The following is a 17,175-nucleotide window of genomic DNA, read 5'->3' as shown; positions in this document are numbered from 1 at the left end:
TATGTTTTTAATTATTCTTTCAATCTTCGTTTATCTCTTAAGGCCCAGTAAATACCTTTAACATCGGATGCCCAGTTATCGTACATAAAAATGAGGGTAATCTCTTCTATGGTTTCTAAAACTCCAATAATAATCATGATGTAAAACAAGTGCTTTTCCGGAAAGAAAAACAGGGAGAATAAGATGAATATACTTTGAAGTATAGCTGAAAGTTTTGCCAAATACGTATGAAACGCCGTGGCTTTGCCATACTTAAAATATGCTATAAGCATTTGAGACACATAAGGGATAAACGCAATAATTATTAATTTTAGATGGATTTTAATAAAGGCCATCTCGAAATAAAACAAACCTACAAGCCCTACAATCAAGGTTATTTGGTCGCCAAAAGAATCAAGCTGAGAACCTCTGGGACTCGTTATTTTAAGCCTTCTAGCTAAATACCCATCCAGAGCATCGGTTAAATAACTTATTAATAAAAAACACGAAAACAGCAAACGATGATCTAACCCAATTATTACAAGTAAAAAAGGTGCAGCGGCTATTCGGTAAAATGATAACCAATCGGCTATGTTATAGTTTTTAAAGGTTAGCATGTGTTTGATTATTTTTTAATTCAACACTCAGTTCTGGAATTTTTATAAGTTCTAACGTCGTTGATGCCAGTTCTACTTCACGATTTGTTTCTAAAATAACTTTATGAATTTCCTCATTAAGCATATGTTTTACTAATCGCCGTTTTTTATAATCTACAATATATCTCAGGTTAAACTGAATCCAGTTATCGTTTAATGTTATAGCCAGTGTGGGATCGACCTGAGCGTCCTCTATATAGTATTTATTGACCACCTCTTGCCATTGCGATTTAGAATTTGCGGTATACTCTGAAAGAATTTTGGAAGCGATTTCAATAACTATAGATTTAGCTAATTCTATATTGCTTCCGTATTTAATGGGAATATTAAATTCATCCCATATAAAAGGAAAATCACTGGAATAATTATATATCGGCCCTTTAAACACAAAGGAGTTGCTTAGTTTAACAATACGACCACTGTAATTATCGCTACTTACCCACTGCCCTATTTCCATCATCGTGGTGTAAATACTATCCACATCTATGACATCGCCTTTAATGCCGTTTATTTCTATACGGTCGCCTGGTTTATATACTTTAACAACAAAAATATAAAGTGATCCTGCAATGCTTAAAATAAGTTCCTGAAGCGTAATGGCTACGCCCGCAGAAAACAAACCAATAGCTAAGGTAAAATCTCTAATATTCCCCGTAAAATAAGAAACCGTTAAAAAAATTAAAACAACATAACCTACAATCTCGATAGCCTTTTGTGACTTGTATCTTGCTGTAGAATCGGTTACTTGTTTCCGTAGCAACCTTCTTACCAGCTGAATTAAAACAAACACAAAAACAACAAGCAAAACATATTTTACAACACTGTAAAGTGTTGGATTATCTATTGTCCATTGTTTTATTTGTTCCATGGCTGCTATTTAAAAATCCTCATACAAACGCAATCTGTTGTTCAGGTTTGTTATTTGCTTTTTCAAACTATCTACCTGATCTAAGAGATTAGAAATTGCATCAATACCTTCCATATTAATATCTAAATCGTAATGCAACCGAACCATTTTTTCAACCCTTTTCAATTCTGTTTTATGAATAAAAAAATCGTTTGATTCCATCTTTAATTCTATTAACTCAAATTCCTGTAACCTGTTTATAAAGTCCTGTGGAATATTATAATGCTTGCAAATAAGTTGTACCGATATAAAATCTGTTGTTTCCATTAGGTTCTTAAGGTTTGTAATTGTTCTATCAGTGCTCTTTCTTTTTCAGAAAGTTTGGTTGGCAAAATAATTTTATAGGTAATGATTAAATCACCAAACTGCCCTTCCATTTTATATTTAGGAAATCCTTTGCCTTTTAATTTTACTTTGGTGTCGCTTTGAGTTTCCGGTTTTACTGTAAGTTTTACTTTTCCGGTAAACGTGTCAACCATAATGTCTCCTCCTAATAAAGCTTTGTACAAATCCAAATCTACATTTGTATAAAGATTATCTTTGTCGCGTTTAAATTTTGAATGGTTTTCAATAGAAAACTGAATGTACAAATCACCATTTGGTCCGCCATTAATGCCTTTACCGCCATGACCTTTAATTTTAATGATTTGACCGTTTTCAACACCTGCCGGAATTGTAATTCTAATATTCTTATTGTTTACTGTTAAAGTGCGCTTGTGTGTGGCATATACATCTTTTAAATCCAGCTGAAGTGTTGCGTTGAAATCCTGTCCTCTAAACTTAACTTGTCGGCCACCTGAAGCTCTTCCGGCGCCACCAAACATATTCTCAAAAAACTCTGAAAAATCCTCTTCAGAATAACGACCACCATCACTTTGATGCTGACGATGGTACTGTTCCTGCTGTCTTGCTTTTTCGTATTCTTCGGCATGTTGCCAGTGCTCTCCATACTGATCGTATTTTTTACGATTCTCAGGGTTGCTTAAAACTTCGTTAGCCTCGTTAATTTCTTTGAATTTCTTTTCGGCCTCAGCATCATTAGGATTTAAGTCAGGGTGATATTTTCTTGCTAACTTCCTGTACGCTTTTTTAATATCGTTTTCGGAAGCTGTTTTCGACATTCCTAATACCTTATAATAATCTATATAAGCCATGGTTTTCTTATTAAAGTATTTCCTAAATTAAAGCGTTTATACCAATAATAAAATGATATATATCAGAGTGAAATCTGACGTTTTTAGTCTTATACCAAAAGGATCATGTGCTATTTTTTCAATTCCAAATCTAACTTCGCTAAAAGGATTAATTCAGACTTATTAATGCCTGAAAAAGCATCGGCTACAGCATGAGCTGTTTTTAAAATGAGTTTTTTACCCTCGGGAGTGAACAGATGAGGTTGAGCGTTTTTATAAGTCACAAAATCATTAAAACAAGTATTAACGTTTAATGCTTGTTGTGCGTTTAGCCAGTCGAAAACAATTTCTATCTCGTAAGCTGCATCTGTACCAAATTCATCCACTAAAGGGTCCATGTCTAACCAATTGCTTTTCACTAATGCTTTCAGCTTATTAAACTCTGTTTGTCTCACCTGATTATCGGAAGCCGCAATGGCATAAAATAGCTTACCAAGATTTTGGTAAAAGGTATGGGTTAATTTCTTTGTAGTTTCCATGACGTCGCGTTTTTATTACAATAAAAATACACGCTATAGAGTGTTTTTGTAATGATATTCATCAGTTACATTAACATTTAAAGTTGATTTTTTCGTATTTTTAAGTAACCATTCCTAACTTAAAATCATTCATGTTTCACCAAGATCAGGAAATATTTAACATTCTATTAGAAACCGTATCAGAAGGCGTGGTTATAGTTGATAGTCATCAAATATTAAGAGAAGTGAATGCGGCTTCTGAAGCCATATTTGGATATACCAGGGAGGAATTAATAGGCAAACCTCTTAATGTACTTATCCCTTCAAATTATCACATCAATCATCATAACTATTTTCAACGGTTTATTGAGGAAGGTAAACGTCGTAAAATGACAGAGTCTGCCGACATTTACGGGTTAAAAAAAGATGGTACTATCTTCCCTATTGATATTGAATTAAATCCGTTTAAAAGTTACAATCAAAACTTTGTTATCGCCTTAATTAATGATATTTCTAAACGGAAAGAAGTAGAAAAAAACCTGATGTTGCGAACGCAGGCTTTGGAATCTGCTAAAAGTGGCATTTTCATTACCGACGCTTTAAAAAAGGACAACCCCATAATCTATTTTAATTCCAGTTTTCAAAACTTAACAGGATATCCTGAGGAAGAAATTCTAAATCATAATTTTAGATTTCTTTTAGGCAAAGACACCAAACAAGAGGCTATAAAAAAACTCAACGAAGCCTTACAAAAAGGAGAAAGTTGCCAAATTACCATTCGTAATTACCGAAAAGACGGTTCCATGTTCTGGAACGATTTATACATTTTCCCGATAACCAATTCCAGAGGTGTTGTCTCTAATTTTGTGGGCATACAAAACGATGTTACAACAAAGAAAATAGCCGAAGAAGAGCGCCTTCACCTGGCTACCATCTTCGATGAATCTCTTAACGAAATTTACGTTTTCGATGCTCACACTTTAAAGTTTGTAAATGCTAATTATGGAGCTCAGAAAAATATAGGTTACAGTTTAGAAGAACTAAAAGCGATGACGCCTTTAGATTTAACTAAGAGTGAAACCGAATCTAACTTCAGAAAAACAATCAAATCTTTATTAAAAAAAGATATAGAGAAATTAGAATTTGAAAGTATTCACAAAAGAAAAGATGGCAGCGAATACCCTATTGAAGTGCACCTTCAGCTATCACGTTTAAATGAAATGGATGTGTTGGTCGCCATTATTTTAGATATTACCGAACGTAAAAACTATACCACGAATCTTGAAAATCAGGTTGAAGAACGAACCAAACAATTAGAAAAAGCCCTGAACAAAGAAAAGGAACTCAACGAACTCAAAACAAGCTTCTTATCGTTAGTATCCCATGAATTCAAAACACCGCTAAGTGCTATTTTAACATCCTGTGAATTATTAAACAAATATCAGCTAGAGGAACAGCAAGACAAGCGCAACAAACACATTAAAACTGTTGTAGATAAAGTTCATTTCCTAAATAATATTCTTAACGACTTTTTATCGGTTGAAAAACTGGAAACGGGTAAAGTAAATTACCGCTTTAGTCATTTTAAACTCAGCAAGGTTATTAACGAGGCGGTTTACGATGCGAATATGCATTTAAAAGAAGGGCAGCAAATTAAATACCCTGAAAATATTGATGATTTATCGATATACCAGGATGAAAAAATAATTCAGCTTATTTTATCCAACTTGCTTTATAATGCTATAAAATATTCACACGAAAGCACAAGCATTGAACTTATTGTAAAACAAAACAATAACACTACAACCATTAAAGTTATAGATCAAGGTATTGGTATTCCTGAAAAAGACCAGAAACATATATTTGAACGCTATTTCAGAGCCGAAAATGTACTCAACACCCAAGGCACTGGCATTGGCTTAAATATCGTTAAAAACCACTTAGAAAACTTAGGTGGTTCTATTTGTTTTGAAACTAAAGAACATATTGGTTCTACCTTCATAATAACTTTTCCAAATACAGCCACACCATGAAAACTGTTTTATTAATTGAAGATGATACTGTTTTAAGAGAAAACACAGCCGAACTTTTAGAGCTCTCTAATTACAAAGTTTTAACCGCTTCTAATGGTCGTTTAGGTGTTGAACTGGCAAAAAAACAAATCCCTGATATTATTATCTGCGATATTATGATGCCTGTTATGGATGGTTATACAACGCTACAAACCCTGTCTAAACAAAGTACAACTAAACATATTCCGTTTATATTTTTATCGGCGAAAACTGAACGACAGGACATTAGAAAAGGCATGAATCTTGGAGCTGACGATTATATTACAAAACCCTTTACTGAAGACGATATTGTAAGTGCTATTGAAAGCCGGTTAGCAAAAGTTTCCATACTGGAAGATTTAAAACACCAGAATCAAGTTGCTGAAGCAGCGCATACTGAAGAAAACGAAATAAAATCGCTTAACGATTTAAAAAATTTCTTTGATGACCACGGAAAGGAGTTTAAGTATAATGAAGAAGATATTATTTACTACGAAGGCGATCATTCTAATTTCATCTACCTTATTAGCTATGGCACAGTTAAATGTTTTAGAATTGATGAAAAAGGCAAGGAACTGGTTACCGCACTTTATAAAGAAGACGATTTGTTTGGCTACACTTCCTTAAACACTAATGCGCCACATAAAGAAACTGCTTCGGCCATTTCAGATACAAAATTACTGGGCATCTCCCTTTTACACTTCAATGAACTTCTGGATAAAAATCACAAAGTCGCTTTAGCGCTTATAGAATTACTAACCGACGACCTCTCCTCTGCCAAAGGATTACTATTACAAATGGCTTATGGAACCGTAAATAAAAAAACCGCCTCAACCATTTTAAAGTTTGCTGAAAAAATAAATCGGAAGCCAGACGACCCTATAAAAATTTCAAGAAATGACCTGGCCAGTGTTGCCGGTATTGCAACAGAAACCTTAATAAGAGCCCTAACCGAATTTAAAAAATCGGGCATTATTTCTGCTGAAGGACGAAACATTAAAATATTAGACCTTAACAAATTAAAAAGCATTACTTAATGCTTTGGCTCACCTCATTAAAATGATGAATATCATTTTAGCAACAACATCTTCATTGTAATTTAGACATATTAAGATGTTGTTAAAATGAAAAATATACTCTTACCAACGGACTTTTCTGAGAACTCATGGAATGCCATAAAGTATGCTATTAACTTTTTTGAAAAAGATACATGTCATTTTTATTTACTGCATGTTAACAGAGTTGGCGAGAATTACATGAATGGCTCCCCTTATATCGTTTCAGAGGAGGTGCTAGAAGATGTTTATGTAAAACCAACTAAACAAAAATTACATAGCATTTTAAAACGTATAATAACAGAACTCCCGGCAAACACCAATCATAAATTCCATACACTGTTTGACTATAATTTCTTTATTGACTCTATTCGGAAACATGTTGAAGAAAAAAATATAGACCTTATTGTTATGGGTACAAAAGGCTCCGATGGTTTAAGAAAGATTGTTATGGGAAGCAATACAGGAGATGTTATAAAAAAAGTAAAATGTAATGTTTTAACAGTTCCCGAAAAAGCAACGTTTAACACCATAAAGGAAATTGCTTTTCCTTCAGATTTTTCACTAACCTATAACATTCAAATTCTCCAACCACTATTAGATATATTAGAACACAACGAAGCATCTCTTCGCGTATTACACATTAGTAAAAACAAAACCGATTTAAATGCTGAACAATTAAAAAACCGTGAATTGCTTGAAGATTACTTTACCTGTATCGAATCTAGTTTTCACTACTTAACAAACAGGAAATTAGAAGATGCTGTACAATGCTTTATTGATAGCAGAGAGATCAATATGATTTGTATGGTAGCCAAAAACTTAAACTATTTTCAGCAAATCTTATTTCATTCGCAAATTGAAGAATTAAGCTATCATTTAAAAATACCATTTTTAGTATTACATGAAACACCTTAAATATTATGGAAACTTCAATTTTATTAGCAAAATTCTGGGGATGGTATCTCATCATATTCTTCCTGATATTGAGTTTCAACCCGAAACGCATTAAACAAATTTTCAGCGATTTGAAAGATGAAAAATTTCTCATTCTATCATCTTTTATAGCCATTCTTGTAGGTTTAGTAAACACCCTTTTTCATAACATATGGGAACCAAACTGGACGTTAATCATTACACTTACAGGCTGGTTTTCCATTTTTATTGGATTATCGCTTTTTATTTTTCCAAAGCAAACCGTTTACGTATTACAAATCATAAACATTAAACTTATTCAACTTATTTACACGCTTTTATTTCTTGTTGGATTATTTCTTTTAAACATGGCTTATAATGTTGTTCCGTTATAATTTTAACGACTGATAAATATCATTTTTAAAACTGAAAAGTTAAAATATCTTCGACACCATAAAACGTTCATTTATTTAATGACAAACTAAAACAACAAACGGTTTAATGCTTTTCAAGTTATAAAATCTAAATACATATTGTTGAAAGCCAAAAATCAAGGCTTAGCATTAAATCTTTAGAAGAAACAGGCCGTTAAGTTAAAACGTCCTGTTTCTTTTAGTTTCAAATTGGCTATTGATCAGTTCGCTTTCTTGAGGATTTGCGATGAAAAAAGGGAATGTTTCTTTATTAAAAACATTCCCTTTTTTTAAATCCATCTGATAAATATCATTGCATCAACTCCCTGTACTAATTACTTTTAAATACTAATACCTAAAGTGATGAGAAAGATATTAATTCCTACCGATTTTTCTGAAAATGCATTCAATGCTATAAAGTTTGCCATCGACCTATTTAAATATGAGGTAAGTGAATTTTATATAATGCACGCTTATCAAGATGAAATATATGAGTCTGAAGATCTAATTGATGAAAGCAACGTAGAAAAGGTAACTGAAACCGTAAGCAACTCATCGAAAACTTCCTTAGAACGCACTTTAAAAACCATTAAAACCATCTCTCCTAATCCAAAACATACTTATAATATTATTTCAGCAAATAATATGCTAATAGACGAAATGGACGCTATTGTTGATGATAAAAACATTGATGTTATTATCATGGGAACTAAAGGAAAAACTAATGATAAAAAAATAACCTTTGGAAGCCATACTCTACAAGTTATAAAATACGTGCAGTGCCCTGTTTTAGCCATTCCTGAAAACTATAAATACACACAACCTAAACATATACTCTTTCCTACCAACTATTTAATTCCATATAAAAGAAGAGAATTAAAATTACTTTGTGAAATGGCATCAACTTATAGAGCTGTAGTTGATGTACTTTATATATCTGTTAGCGACAAACTATCCTTAAGACAAAAAGACAATCAAAAATTTATAAAAGAAGAGTTACATAAAACCACCCTTAATTTTAAAATAGCTAATAGTAAACATATTATAAATTCAATTTACCAACACATAAAAGAGAATGACATTAATATGCTAGTCATGGTAAATACGAGACATTCATTTTTAGAAAATATGATATACCAATCTGCCATAGATGAATTCGGCTTAAACTTAGATATTCCATTTTTAGCCTTGCAAAACATCAAACGCTACTAACGAATAACAGCTAACTAAATAAAACTAAAGTCATGAAAACAATACTGCTTCCCACCGATTTTTCCGAGAACTCATGGAATGCCATAAAGTATGCCATGCAACTTTTTAAAAATGAAACCTGTACATTCTATTTATTAAACATATACACACCTGCTATTTATCATGTTGAATATGTATTAGTTCAGCCAGCTCAATTTGGGATGTACGACGCTATTAGAGACAATTCGATTCATGGTCTGGAAGATTTTAAAACTCGAATAAAAAACGAATTTGATAATCCTAAACACACTATAGAAATCATTGCCGCCTTTAACACTCTAATTTCAGAAATCAATGATATTATAAAAGACAAACACATAGACTATGTTGTTATGGGCACCAAGGGAGCAACAGGTGTCGAAGGCATTCTGTTTGGGTCTAACACCGTACATGTTTTAAAACACGTAAAATGTCCGGTGCTGGCTATTCCCAGTGAATTTGAATTTGAAGAACTTCATGAAGTATTGTTCCCAACAGATTATGGCGTGGAATATGAAGAACGACATATAAAACCCATTTTGGATTTAATTTCATTAGATCATACTTGTGTTAATATCCTTCACGTACTCGATGGATACGGTTTGGCTGGATATCAAAAAGAAAATAAAGAAGCTCTTAAAAATCATTTTAAAGATGCGACCTACTTAATTCATGAAGTAGATAAACAAACTGTTGAGGAAGGTATTTCAAATTTTCAACTTAAAAACAGAATTAATTTATTAGTCATGCTAAATAACAAACACTCATTCTTTACAAATCTATTCTTTAAATCCACCATAAACCAAATAGGGTTTCACTTAAATGTTCCTTTTTTGGTTATTCCTGCTAAACTATAACAATTGGCTTTATCAGCTTCATAAAAATAACAACGCCTGATGAAATTCATCAGGCGTTGTTTGTCGGGGTGGCAGGAAGACCTAAAATCCCAACTTATGTTGTGAAATCAATAAGTTTCAGACTCCAATTAACCTTTGGTAACCGAATAAGTAACTTATTTGACAGGAACTTTTGTTTGTATTTATACTAAAATTATTGCTCTATTATAAAATTACAGAAATCTTATTAATCACAATAGACTTTATATGATTTACATTTTTTATGCTGAAATCGGATTAATTCTAATCTGACCTCCTACAGCCTTCAATACTTTCATTATCGTTGAAAATTGAGGTTTAGCTCCTTCAGATAATGCTTTATATAGGCTTGGTCTACTTAACCCTGTTTCCTCAGCTATTTTAGACATACCAATGGCTTTTGCTATATGCCCTAAAGCGATAATAACATCTGTGTTATCTCCTTCTTCAAGTACTGTATTAAGATATTCAGCAATCATTTCATTACTGTCTAAGTAATCTGCAATATCAAATTTTGATGCTTCCATTTTTAGTCTTTTAATTTATTCCAAATCTCTTTTGCTTTTTCAATATCCTTTTGCTGAGTTGACTTATCCCCGCCTACCAAAAGTATTATAATTTTTCCATCCTTTTCTTTGAAGTAAATCCTATATCCCTTGGCATAATTTATTCTTAATTCACTAATACCATTTCCAACAGGTTTACAATCTCCAAAATGTTCATCATTCTCTAATTTTTGAATCCTGAATAAAATTTTAGCCTTAGCCTTAATATCCTTTAGTTTCCTTAACCATTTATCGAACTCTGAAGTTTTCTCAATAAAGTACATTTATTAAATTGTATTCATTTGGATACAAATATACATTTTTTTTTGATGTTAACCAATTTGTAATTCATATAAAATTTAGGTAACAAAACTGCAAAGATAAAAATGACACAAAAGGAAACATTGACGCTCCTTTTATGATATAAACTTCTATCAAGAAGCACAAGAATTTTATCAATTTAAAAATATAGTATAGGTCTTAGAAAAATTACCGACTTTCTATATTGCAAGTCCAGCCTGTTTTTATTTAATAATTTAGCAGCACACAACTAATTACTTTTAAGGATCATTTGTTTTATATAATAGAAACACAACATACCTCTGCAAATGATTAATAAAACTAAATATCCCCATTATGAATTTCAACTACTTTATATTTATGAGTTTTACTTCTATAATCTTTTAAAACAAAAACAGGTAAATAAACTAAGATACCGACCAAAGAAAAAATCAACCCTCCAATCGACCCAACAGCAAACGAGAACCAAAAGCCTTCATTTTGCCCATTCCAAACAAAAGGAATTAACCCCACAACCGTAGATATTATTGTAAGTAAGACAGGGATTATCTTGTAATTGAATGCTTTAAAGTATAATAATTTCACATCTCTTTCTGGATATTGTTTTAATAGATTGTTATAATCGTTGATTATATACAGTGCCGAATTTACACTAATCCCACATAGTAAAATAAATGACGCATACCCACCTTGGTCAAAATTAAAATCAAAAAGATAGAAAGTTAAAAAAACACCAATAAATGAAATGGGGATCATCATTATTATTGCAAAAGGCTGTTTTAAGGATTCCAATAAAATGGAACAAATAAAGAAAATAATCAATACGACAATAAATAGTGAGTAATATTGATTTGCACCGTCCTTATCCCAGTTGTTTTTTGTCGATTTTCCCACACTATAACCTATGGGCAATTTCCCCTCGAAACTTTTAACATTGTCCTCTTTTACTTTTTTAGCCAGTTGATATGTTCCAATAAAATCATATGTCAAATTCAAACTGTACTTTTGATTAGTTTTAGAAATTATATTTCCTGTATTGCGCTTTTCAATGGTTGCCAATTGGTTTAATTTGTACTGCTTATTTTGAATCCATAGGGGAACATTACTCAAATCCCAAACATTAAACTTTTTATAATTATTTGATACTAACTTTACCGATTGTAATTCATCATGGTTAACAATACTTGCAATATTATTGGAATAAACTTGATTCTTCAAAAAGCCATATATACTAGACTGGGAAATTCCTACTTCAGCAACTTTTTCAGGATCGAAACTCAGATAATATTCATCCAAATTTGTTGTTGAGTGGCCGCCACTTTGAATTTCAATTTCCCTAATTCTGGACATCGAACTATCTACAAGTTGTTTCTTCAATTCTTCTGCATAGCCATACAACCTATCATAATTATAGCCTTCCAAGGTAATCCGTTGACTCTTATATCCTGTTCCTAAAGTATTGGAAAACCCTCGGCCTACACCTGAAACCGTCCAATCGGAAGCCCCTAAACTTATAGCTTTGGATTCCAATAAACTTTTCAAAGTATAAGGGAAACTTCCAAACTCAAATTCGTCTTTAAAATAAATTCGTATTATGGCATTTTGTGGATTGTATATATTGGTTTCATATAATCTCACTTCATCATATTTAGAAATCAAATTTTCCATTTTTACAACTGCTTCATTTAACTGTTCAATGGAACACCCCGGTGGCATTTTGGCTGTCACTCTCAGCATGGTCTCCTCTGGCTCAGTGTTGTAAGAATTGGCAAAAGTTTCTTCAGTAAATAAACGTAACGAACCACCTATAAACTTTTTCAACGTTGGTTTTACTTCTTTAACAAACCATTCCTTACCTAAAGTATCATTATACAAGCTTACCCAAAAAGAGTCACCCTTAATTTTATCAGGTGCTAAATGCAATGGTATACCAAAGCCCAAAATCAAAAGCAAAATTAAACCCAGTCTTATTGGTTTTCTTTTTAGATGTATAGAGAGTGTATAATATCCTTTTGTAAATTTTATGATTCTTCGTTTACGTTTAATGGAGAATTTACTCTTTTTGCTTTGAAACTTTAAACGCTCCATCAATGCAGGAACAAAAAACAGCGACACCAACAACGACACCCCTAAATTAACGGCCATAATCAGTCCAAAATCAATTAAGTTGATGCGTTGGTCTTCCTTTAAAAAGAAAATGATTGTCAACGCACCAATGGTAGTTAAAGTGGCTGCCAAGATAGCCAAAAAAGCCTTTTTGTCCTTTTTGTTCCTTAAATGGTCAATCATAATGATACTATTATCTATTATGATTCCAAAAGAAATGGTTATACCTGCAAAAGCATAAATGTGTAATTCTATATCCAAAATATAATAGAAAATAACCGCTATGGATAGATTAACCAGGATGCTTAAAAATAAAACGGTTAGATATTTAATGCTCCTATTGATAAGAATAATCAGTAACAATAAAATCAATAGGGAATAACAAGTCCTAGCTTCTATTTTGTTTATTTCTTCCGATAAAAACGCTGAAGCATCATTAGTTAATTTTAAAGAATAGCCATCATTTCCCACTTCCATCTTCAACCCCTCAACGACTCCCTTTACTTGTTTTGCCAACTCGATAGTATTACTCCCCTTGTCTGAATAGATAACAATGGATACCGAATTCAAGCCATTGATGCGGTTATAATTTCTAACTTCCGCTTCTTTAAAACGCACTTGAGCCACATCCCTTAAATAGATTATTCTGTTTCCAATTTTACGTATGGGGATATGGCTCCATTCTATTTCATCTAAGGTGTTATATACCAACGTAACTGAAACCTGCTCTTTTTTCGAAGTTTCATCAACATAATAGTCCCCAACCCCCAATTCCTGGTATCCGATATAGGTGTTTATACTTTCAGCAATATCATTGACCGATAGATTGAGCTGTAGAAGCTTATCGGTATCATACTCGATTACCCATTCGTAAGAGGTTGCTCCGTTTAATCGCACTTCGTTCACCCCTTTTAAGTTTGTTAAACGGGGCATGAGCTTTTCCTCAACATATTTTTTTATATAATATGGGCTTTCATGGGCATTGATACTGTAGGATAAAATGGCCTTTTTGGCATCTTCCTCATCGTCTTGAAAATCACCTGAAAGATTGGGATAGCTGACCCCTTCAGGTAGATTAGGATATATTTGGCGAATGAGATTGGCAGCTTCGAAACGGAGCATATTCATATCGGAATTCTTTTTGAAATCCAACCAAATTTTACCTCCTCCTTTAAATGAGGTAGAGTTAATATTTCTAACACCACCCACCGTATTAAAAACCCCTTCTAGTTTTGAGGTCACCTCCTGCTCAACTACTTTAGCTGAAGCATCTCTCCAACTGTAACTTATGTACAAGGAGTGTTTTTGCTTGGAAGGTTTTAATTGCACATTTAATAAAGGCAACAGACTCAACCCAATAAGAGAAAGGCAACAAAAAAGGGTTAACACTGTAAACGACGGTAACTTAAACTTCATACCTTATTTCTTTTTAAACACCTTTAAACAAACGATTCCATTGAAAACACCCATCTTTATTGGAAAACAATATACATGACACTTTACCAATAATATTTTCTTCAGGTATAAAACCCATATACCTGGAATCCCTTGAATCGTTTCTGTTGTCTCCCAACATAAAATAATAATTTCGCTTAAAAATGTATTTGGTCAACACATTGCCATTAGCATAGAAGTTATCATTTTGTTTTTTTATATCGATATTTTCATAGGTTTGTAAAATGTATTTATACAGTTCGAAAGAATCATCGTTAAGTTGTATTTCCATACCTTTTTTAGGTATAATAATGGGTCCATAATTATCTAATGTCCAATTCTTATCTTTATACCATGGGAACATTTTAGCCTTAATAGGTGTATCGGCCACTTTTACGGAAAAAGAATCAATACTGTTCAACTGTTTAATCTGTTTAGCCTCCAAGTAGTATAGTTCAGCTTGTTTCCAATTAAAATCATTTATGGAAAAAAAACGGCCTTCAATGTTTAAAGAATCTATAGCCCGATAAAACTGTTTGGGTTTGTTTAATTTAAACACATAAGAGTTACGTACATGTTTTTGTGGCTCTATCAATTTATTATTTAAATACACCTCTGCATTAACTATTTTAAGCGTATCTCCGGCAATAGCAGCAACTCGCTTTACCAAAACTGCTCTATTTTTAAAAACAGCCACATCCCCTTGAGTTATAGTGGTTGTGCCCGATAAGCGTTTATATGGCCACACTTTACGATTAACCGTTTTTTTAGAATTATCATTTAAATAATAAAAAATATTTACCAACGGGATTTCATAGGGTGATTGAGGTAAATTAGGGCCATACTTTAACTTATTTACCAAAATAACATCTTGTGGATACAGAGTGTTTGCCATGGATGGGCTTGGTATTAAATAAATATCTATTACAAACACGCGAATACCAATACCTACATAAAGAAATATTAAAATTAAAAATACAATTTTGCATAGCTTTTTTACAACCTCATATTTTATTAGGTTTATTACATAATTAATACCCCACGATAATAGTATATGTATCAGTATAGCGATGCTTAACCAGAATAGTTTTAAAACTGATAAAACAACTAATAATATAGCTAATAATATTAGATATTTCTTTTTTATCTTTTCCAATTTCATGTAGTATTTCTCATTTTAATTTAAATAATATCTGAATTGAAAAATCATTTTTGACAAATCACCTTCAAGTATTGCGAGAAGATAGCCTTTAGGTTCGTATTCTTGATGTCATAACGATTTTTAGTTGGATTTACTATAGAATACGGAAATCTAACTTATTGCTATGACTTCGAATAACTTTAAGGTCTATAGTAATGGGGGTGTGCATATAAAATTTACAATTTAAAAACTCTATTTTTTTTGTAAATATCCATAACATTTTTAGCTTCAAAGGGGTTTCCAAAAGCCATAACTTTACCTTGTGCATCTAACAGTAATACATAGGTATATAACTTTTTCTTATTAAGGAGGTCATTTTTTTTTAATATCTGTTTGTTTTTGTCATGTAATAAGCAATGATTTAAATTAACGTTTAATTGTTCTAAATAATATTGCAATATATCAGAATCTATTCCAAAAGAAACGTATGTGCATTTGACATCTTCATTATTTTTTTTTACTTTAATAAAATCCTTATGCCACTCTGCTAATTTTGCTATACATGAAGAACATTCCCCATTAAAATAATATACAATATTATGGGTTTCATTTTTTTCTAAAGAAGATCTTTCAGAACAAAAAATAGTATCCATTTTAGAAAAAGAATTAATATTTATTTTTCTTCCTATCCATTCTTTTTGCGGTAACAAATATTCCAAATCAGAAGTAGGATTTGTATTTTTATTTGTATTCTCACAACCCACAAATAATATTGTGAAAAATAAAGATAGACCTACTAATTTTATATATATATGTGACCCCATTTTATTAAAGTTTATATTTCACTAAATCTGGTGATTTACCGTCACTATGCCAAACTGTACCGTACAAATATTGCTCGTTACTGTCTAAAGAAATATTAATAAGAAATTTATCTAATTGATAACAATGCAAAAGATTTCCATTCCAATCTAATTTGAATAATTCTACAGGTTTTGCGTCTAACTTTTTAATATTACTACTAATTCTGTTAGCTCCAACATATAACAAATAGATATAATCTTTCGTGTAATAACTTGGGTAATAAGATCTATAATACTCATCCTTTTTAAAACTTAAACGTCTATTATCAATTATCTGATATTCTATTTGAAATTGATCAGGTCCTTTTAGTGATTTAATCAGATTTAACTGGTTATTGTAGATATTAATATTGTCATCATGATGATCCACTACAAAAATTTTATCTTTTTTTGGAGACACTAATACATAAGCGCCATTAACATTAGGAGGGAAAAACTTTTCATTACCTGTAACAATAGATGACGTGTTATCTTTTGATAAATCTATCAAGGAAATTTCATCTACGTTGTTTGTTATTTTATTATTGTCAATATACATATCGTTGTATACTATAAACTTACCATCATCAATTTTGCTCAGACTTTCCACCTCAGTAGGTAATTTAATTTGTTTAGGGAAATACTTATTGTTCTGTAAGATAGAATCAATTGCATATTCTGCAAACTTATGGGAGATATAGTCATGAACAATAAAAGCATCTTCTGCATTGTTATATATAACTCTACAACTTAAAAACTCACCTGGACCTCTACCTTTGAAAGCTACTTTTGCTAACAATTTTTTAGATTGGATTCCAAAAAGTTCAATAAAGCATTTATTACTTGCTTTTAAATCAACAGATAAAATTATTGTATCCTTTACAACATTGAATGAAGAAGGGTTTAAAGATTTGTTAAACTTAACTGTTTCAGATGTTAAAGAATCTATTTCATTAAAGTCAGCTCGCGAAAAAATATCTCTTTCATTTGAAGCTGTCTTTTTATTACAACTTATGCTTAAAATAAAAAGAAAAAACATTAGACTAGTTTGTTTCATATAATTTTTTAATTAAAA

Annotated in this window: 17 protein-coding genes; 6 read left to right on the top strand and 11 right to left on the bottom strand. The window is 31.7% G+C overall.

What is annotated here, in order from left to right; all coding sequences use genetic code 11:
* Positions 1–11 precede the first annotated feature (11 nt).
* The 5 genes from NO995_RS07750 to NO995_RS07730 all read right to left on the bottom strand — a co-directional run bounded on the left by NO995_RS07750 (position 12) and on the right by NO995_RS07730 (position 3,214).
* On the bottom strand, positions 12–596 hold the full coding sequence (locus tag NO995_RS07750; protein WP_258227011.1) for a CDP-alcohol phosphatidyltransferase family protein: 585 nt from the start codon (positions 594–596) through the stop codon (positions 12–14).
* Entirely contained in the window at positions 583–1,503 is a 921-nt protein-coding gene (locus NO995_RS07745) for a mechanosensitive ion channel family protein (RefSeq protein WP_375141547.1), read from the bottom strand. Before NO995_RS07745 ends, NO995_RS07750 begins: the two co-directional genes overlap by 14 nt.
* Before the next feature lie 9 nt (positions 1,504–1,512).
* Positions 1,513–1,809 carry a chaperone modulator CbpM gene (locus NO995_RS07740; protein WP_240575055.1) on the bottom strand — a complete coding sequence of 99 codons (297 nt, stop codon included), beginning with the start codon at positions 1,807–1,809 and terminating at the stop codon, positions 1,513–1,515.
* A complete protein-coding gene (locus tag NO995_RS07735; protein ID WP_258227010.1) occupies positions 1,809–2,696 on the bottom strand; it encodes a J domain-containing protein in 888 nt (295 codons plus the stop codon). Before NO995_RS07735 ends, NO995_RS07740 begins: the two co-directional genes overlap by 1 nt.
* Before the next feature lie 110 nt (positions 2,697–2,806).
* The gene (locus tag NO995_RS07730; RefSeq protein ID WP_258227009.1) at positions 2,807–3,214 is read right to left on the bottom strand and encodes a hypothetical protein; all 408 of its coding nucleotides are present in this window, start codon (positions 3,212–3,214) and stop codon (positions 2,807–2,809) included.
* 131 nt (positions 3,215–3,345) lie between these two features.
* Between NO995_RS07730 and NO995_RS07725 the strand changes: the two genes are divergently transcribed.
* The 6 genes from NO995_RS07725 to NO995_RS07700 all read left to right on the top strand — a co-directional run bounded on the left by NO995_RS07725 (position 3,346) and on the right by NO995_RS07700 (position 9,714).
* Positions 3,346–5,226: a PAS domain S-box protein gene (locus tag NO995_RS07725; RefSeq protein ID WP_258227008.1), complete on the top strand. Its 1,881-nt coding sequence runs from the start codon at positions 3,346–3,348 to the stop codon at positions 5,224–5,226.
* Positions 5,223–6,281, top strand: a complete 1,059-nt coding sequence (locus tag NO995_RS07720; RefSeq protein ID WP_258227007.1) for a response regulator — start codon at positions 5,223–5,225, stop codon at positions 6,279–6,281. Before NO995_RS07725 ends, NO995_RS07720 begins: the two co-directional genes overlap by 4 nt.
* Before the next feature lie 87 nt (positions 6,282–6,368).
* Positions 6,369–7,217 carry a universal stress protein gene (locus NO995_RS07715; protein WP_258227006.1) on the top strand — a complete coding sequence of 283 codons (849 nt, stop codon included), beginning with the start codon at positions 6,369–6,371 and terminating at the stop codon, positions 7,215–7,217.
* A 5-nt stretch (positions 7,218–7,222) separates the two neighbouring features.
* Positions 7,223–7,609 (top strand): hypothetical protein, encoded by a 387-nt coding sequence (locus NO995_RS07710; RefSeq protein ID WP_258227005.1) that lies wholly within the window; start codon positions 7,223–7,225, stop codon positions 7,607–7,609.
* Positions 7,610–7,990: 381 nt separating this feature from the next.
* On the top strand, positions 7,991–8,839 hold the full coding sequence (locus NO995_RS07705; protein ID WP_258227004.1) for a universal stress protein: 849 nt from the start codon (positions 7,991–7,993) through the stop codon (positions 8,837–8,839).
* A 32-nt stretch (positions 8,840–8,871) separates the two neighbouring features.
* Positions 8,872–9,714, top strand: coding sequence for a universal stress protein (locus NO995_RS07700; RefSeq protein ID WP_258227003.1), 843 nt, complete (start codon positions 8,872–8,874; stop codon positions 9,712–9,714).
* Between the two features lie 260 nt (positions 9,715–9,974).
* Here the strand turns inward: NO995_RS07700 and NO995_RS07695 are convergent, their stop codons facing one another.
* The 6 genes from NO995_RS07695 to NO995_RS07670 form a co-directional block, all read right to left on the bottom strand.
* A complete protein-coding gene (locus tag NO995_RS07695) occupies positions 9,975–10,259 on the bottom strand; it encodes an addiction module antidote protein (protein ID WP_258227002.1) in 285 nt (94 codons plus the stop codon).
* 2 nt (positions 10,260–10,261) lie between these two features.
* The gene (locus tag NO995_RS07690; RefSeq protein WP_258227001.1) at positions 10,262–10,561 is read right to left on the bottom strand and encodes a type II toxin-antitoxin system RelE/ParE family toxin; all 300 of its coding nucleotides are present in this window, start codon (positions 10,559–10,561) and stop codon (positions 10,262–10,264) included.
* Between the two features lie 337 nt (positions 10,562–10,898).
* Positions 10,899–14,099, bottom strand: a complete 3,201-nt coding sequence (locus NO995_RS07685; RefSeq protein ID WP_258227000.1) for an efflux RND transporter permease subunit — start codon at positions 14,097–14,099, stop codon at positions 10,899–10,901.
* Between the two features lie 13 nt (positions 14,100–14,112).
* A complete protein-coding gene (lepB, locus tag NO995_RS07680; protein WP_258226999.1) occupies positions 14,113–15,279 on the bottom strand; it encodes a signal peptidase I in 1,167 nt (388 codons plus the stop codon).
* 215 nt (positions 15,280–15,494) lie between these two features.
* Entirely contained in the window at positions 15,495–16,082 is a 588-nt protein-coding gene (locus tag NO995_RS07675) for a hypothetical protein (RefSeq protein WP_258226998.1), read from the bottom strand.
* Between the two features lie 4 nt (positions 16,083–16,086).
* Positions 16,087–17,157, bottom strand: coding sequence for a TolB-like 6-bladed beta-propeller domain-containing protein (locus NO995_RS07670; RefSeq protein WP_258226997.1), 1,071 nt, complete (start codon positions 17,155–17,157; stop codon positions 16,087–16,089).
* Between the last annotated feature and the right edge of the window lie 18 nt (positions 17,158–17,175).

Source organism: Aestuariibaculum sp. M13, assembly GCF_024723255.1.
In the GTDB taxonomy this organism is placed as follows: Bacteria; Bacteroidota; Bacteroidia; order Flavobacteriales; family Flavobacteriaceae; genus Aestuariibaculum; species Aestuariibaculum lutulentum.
Note: the sequence above shows the minus strand (reverse complement) of the source record. Positions and strands in the feature narration are given on the sequence as shown.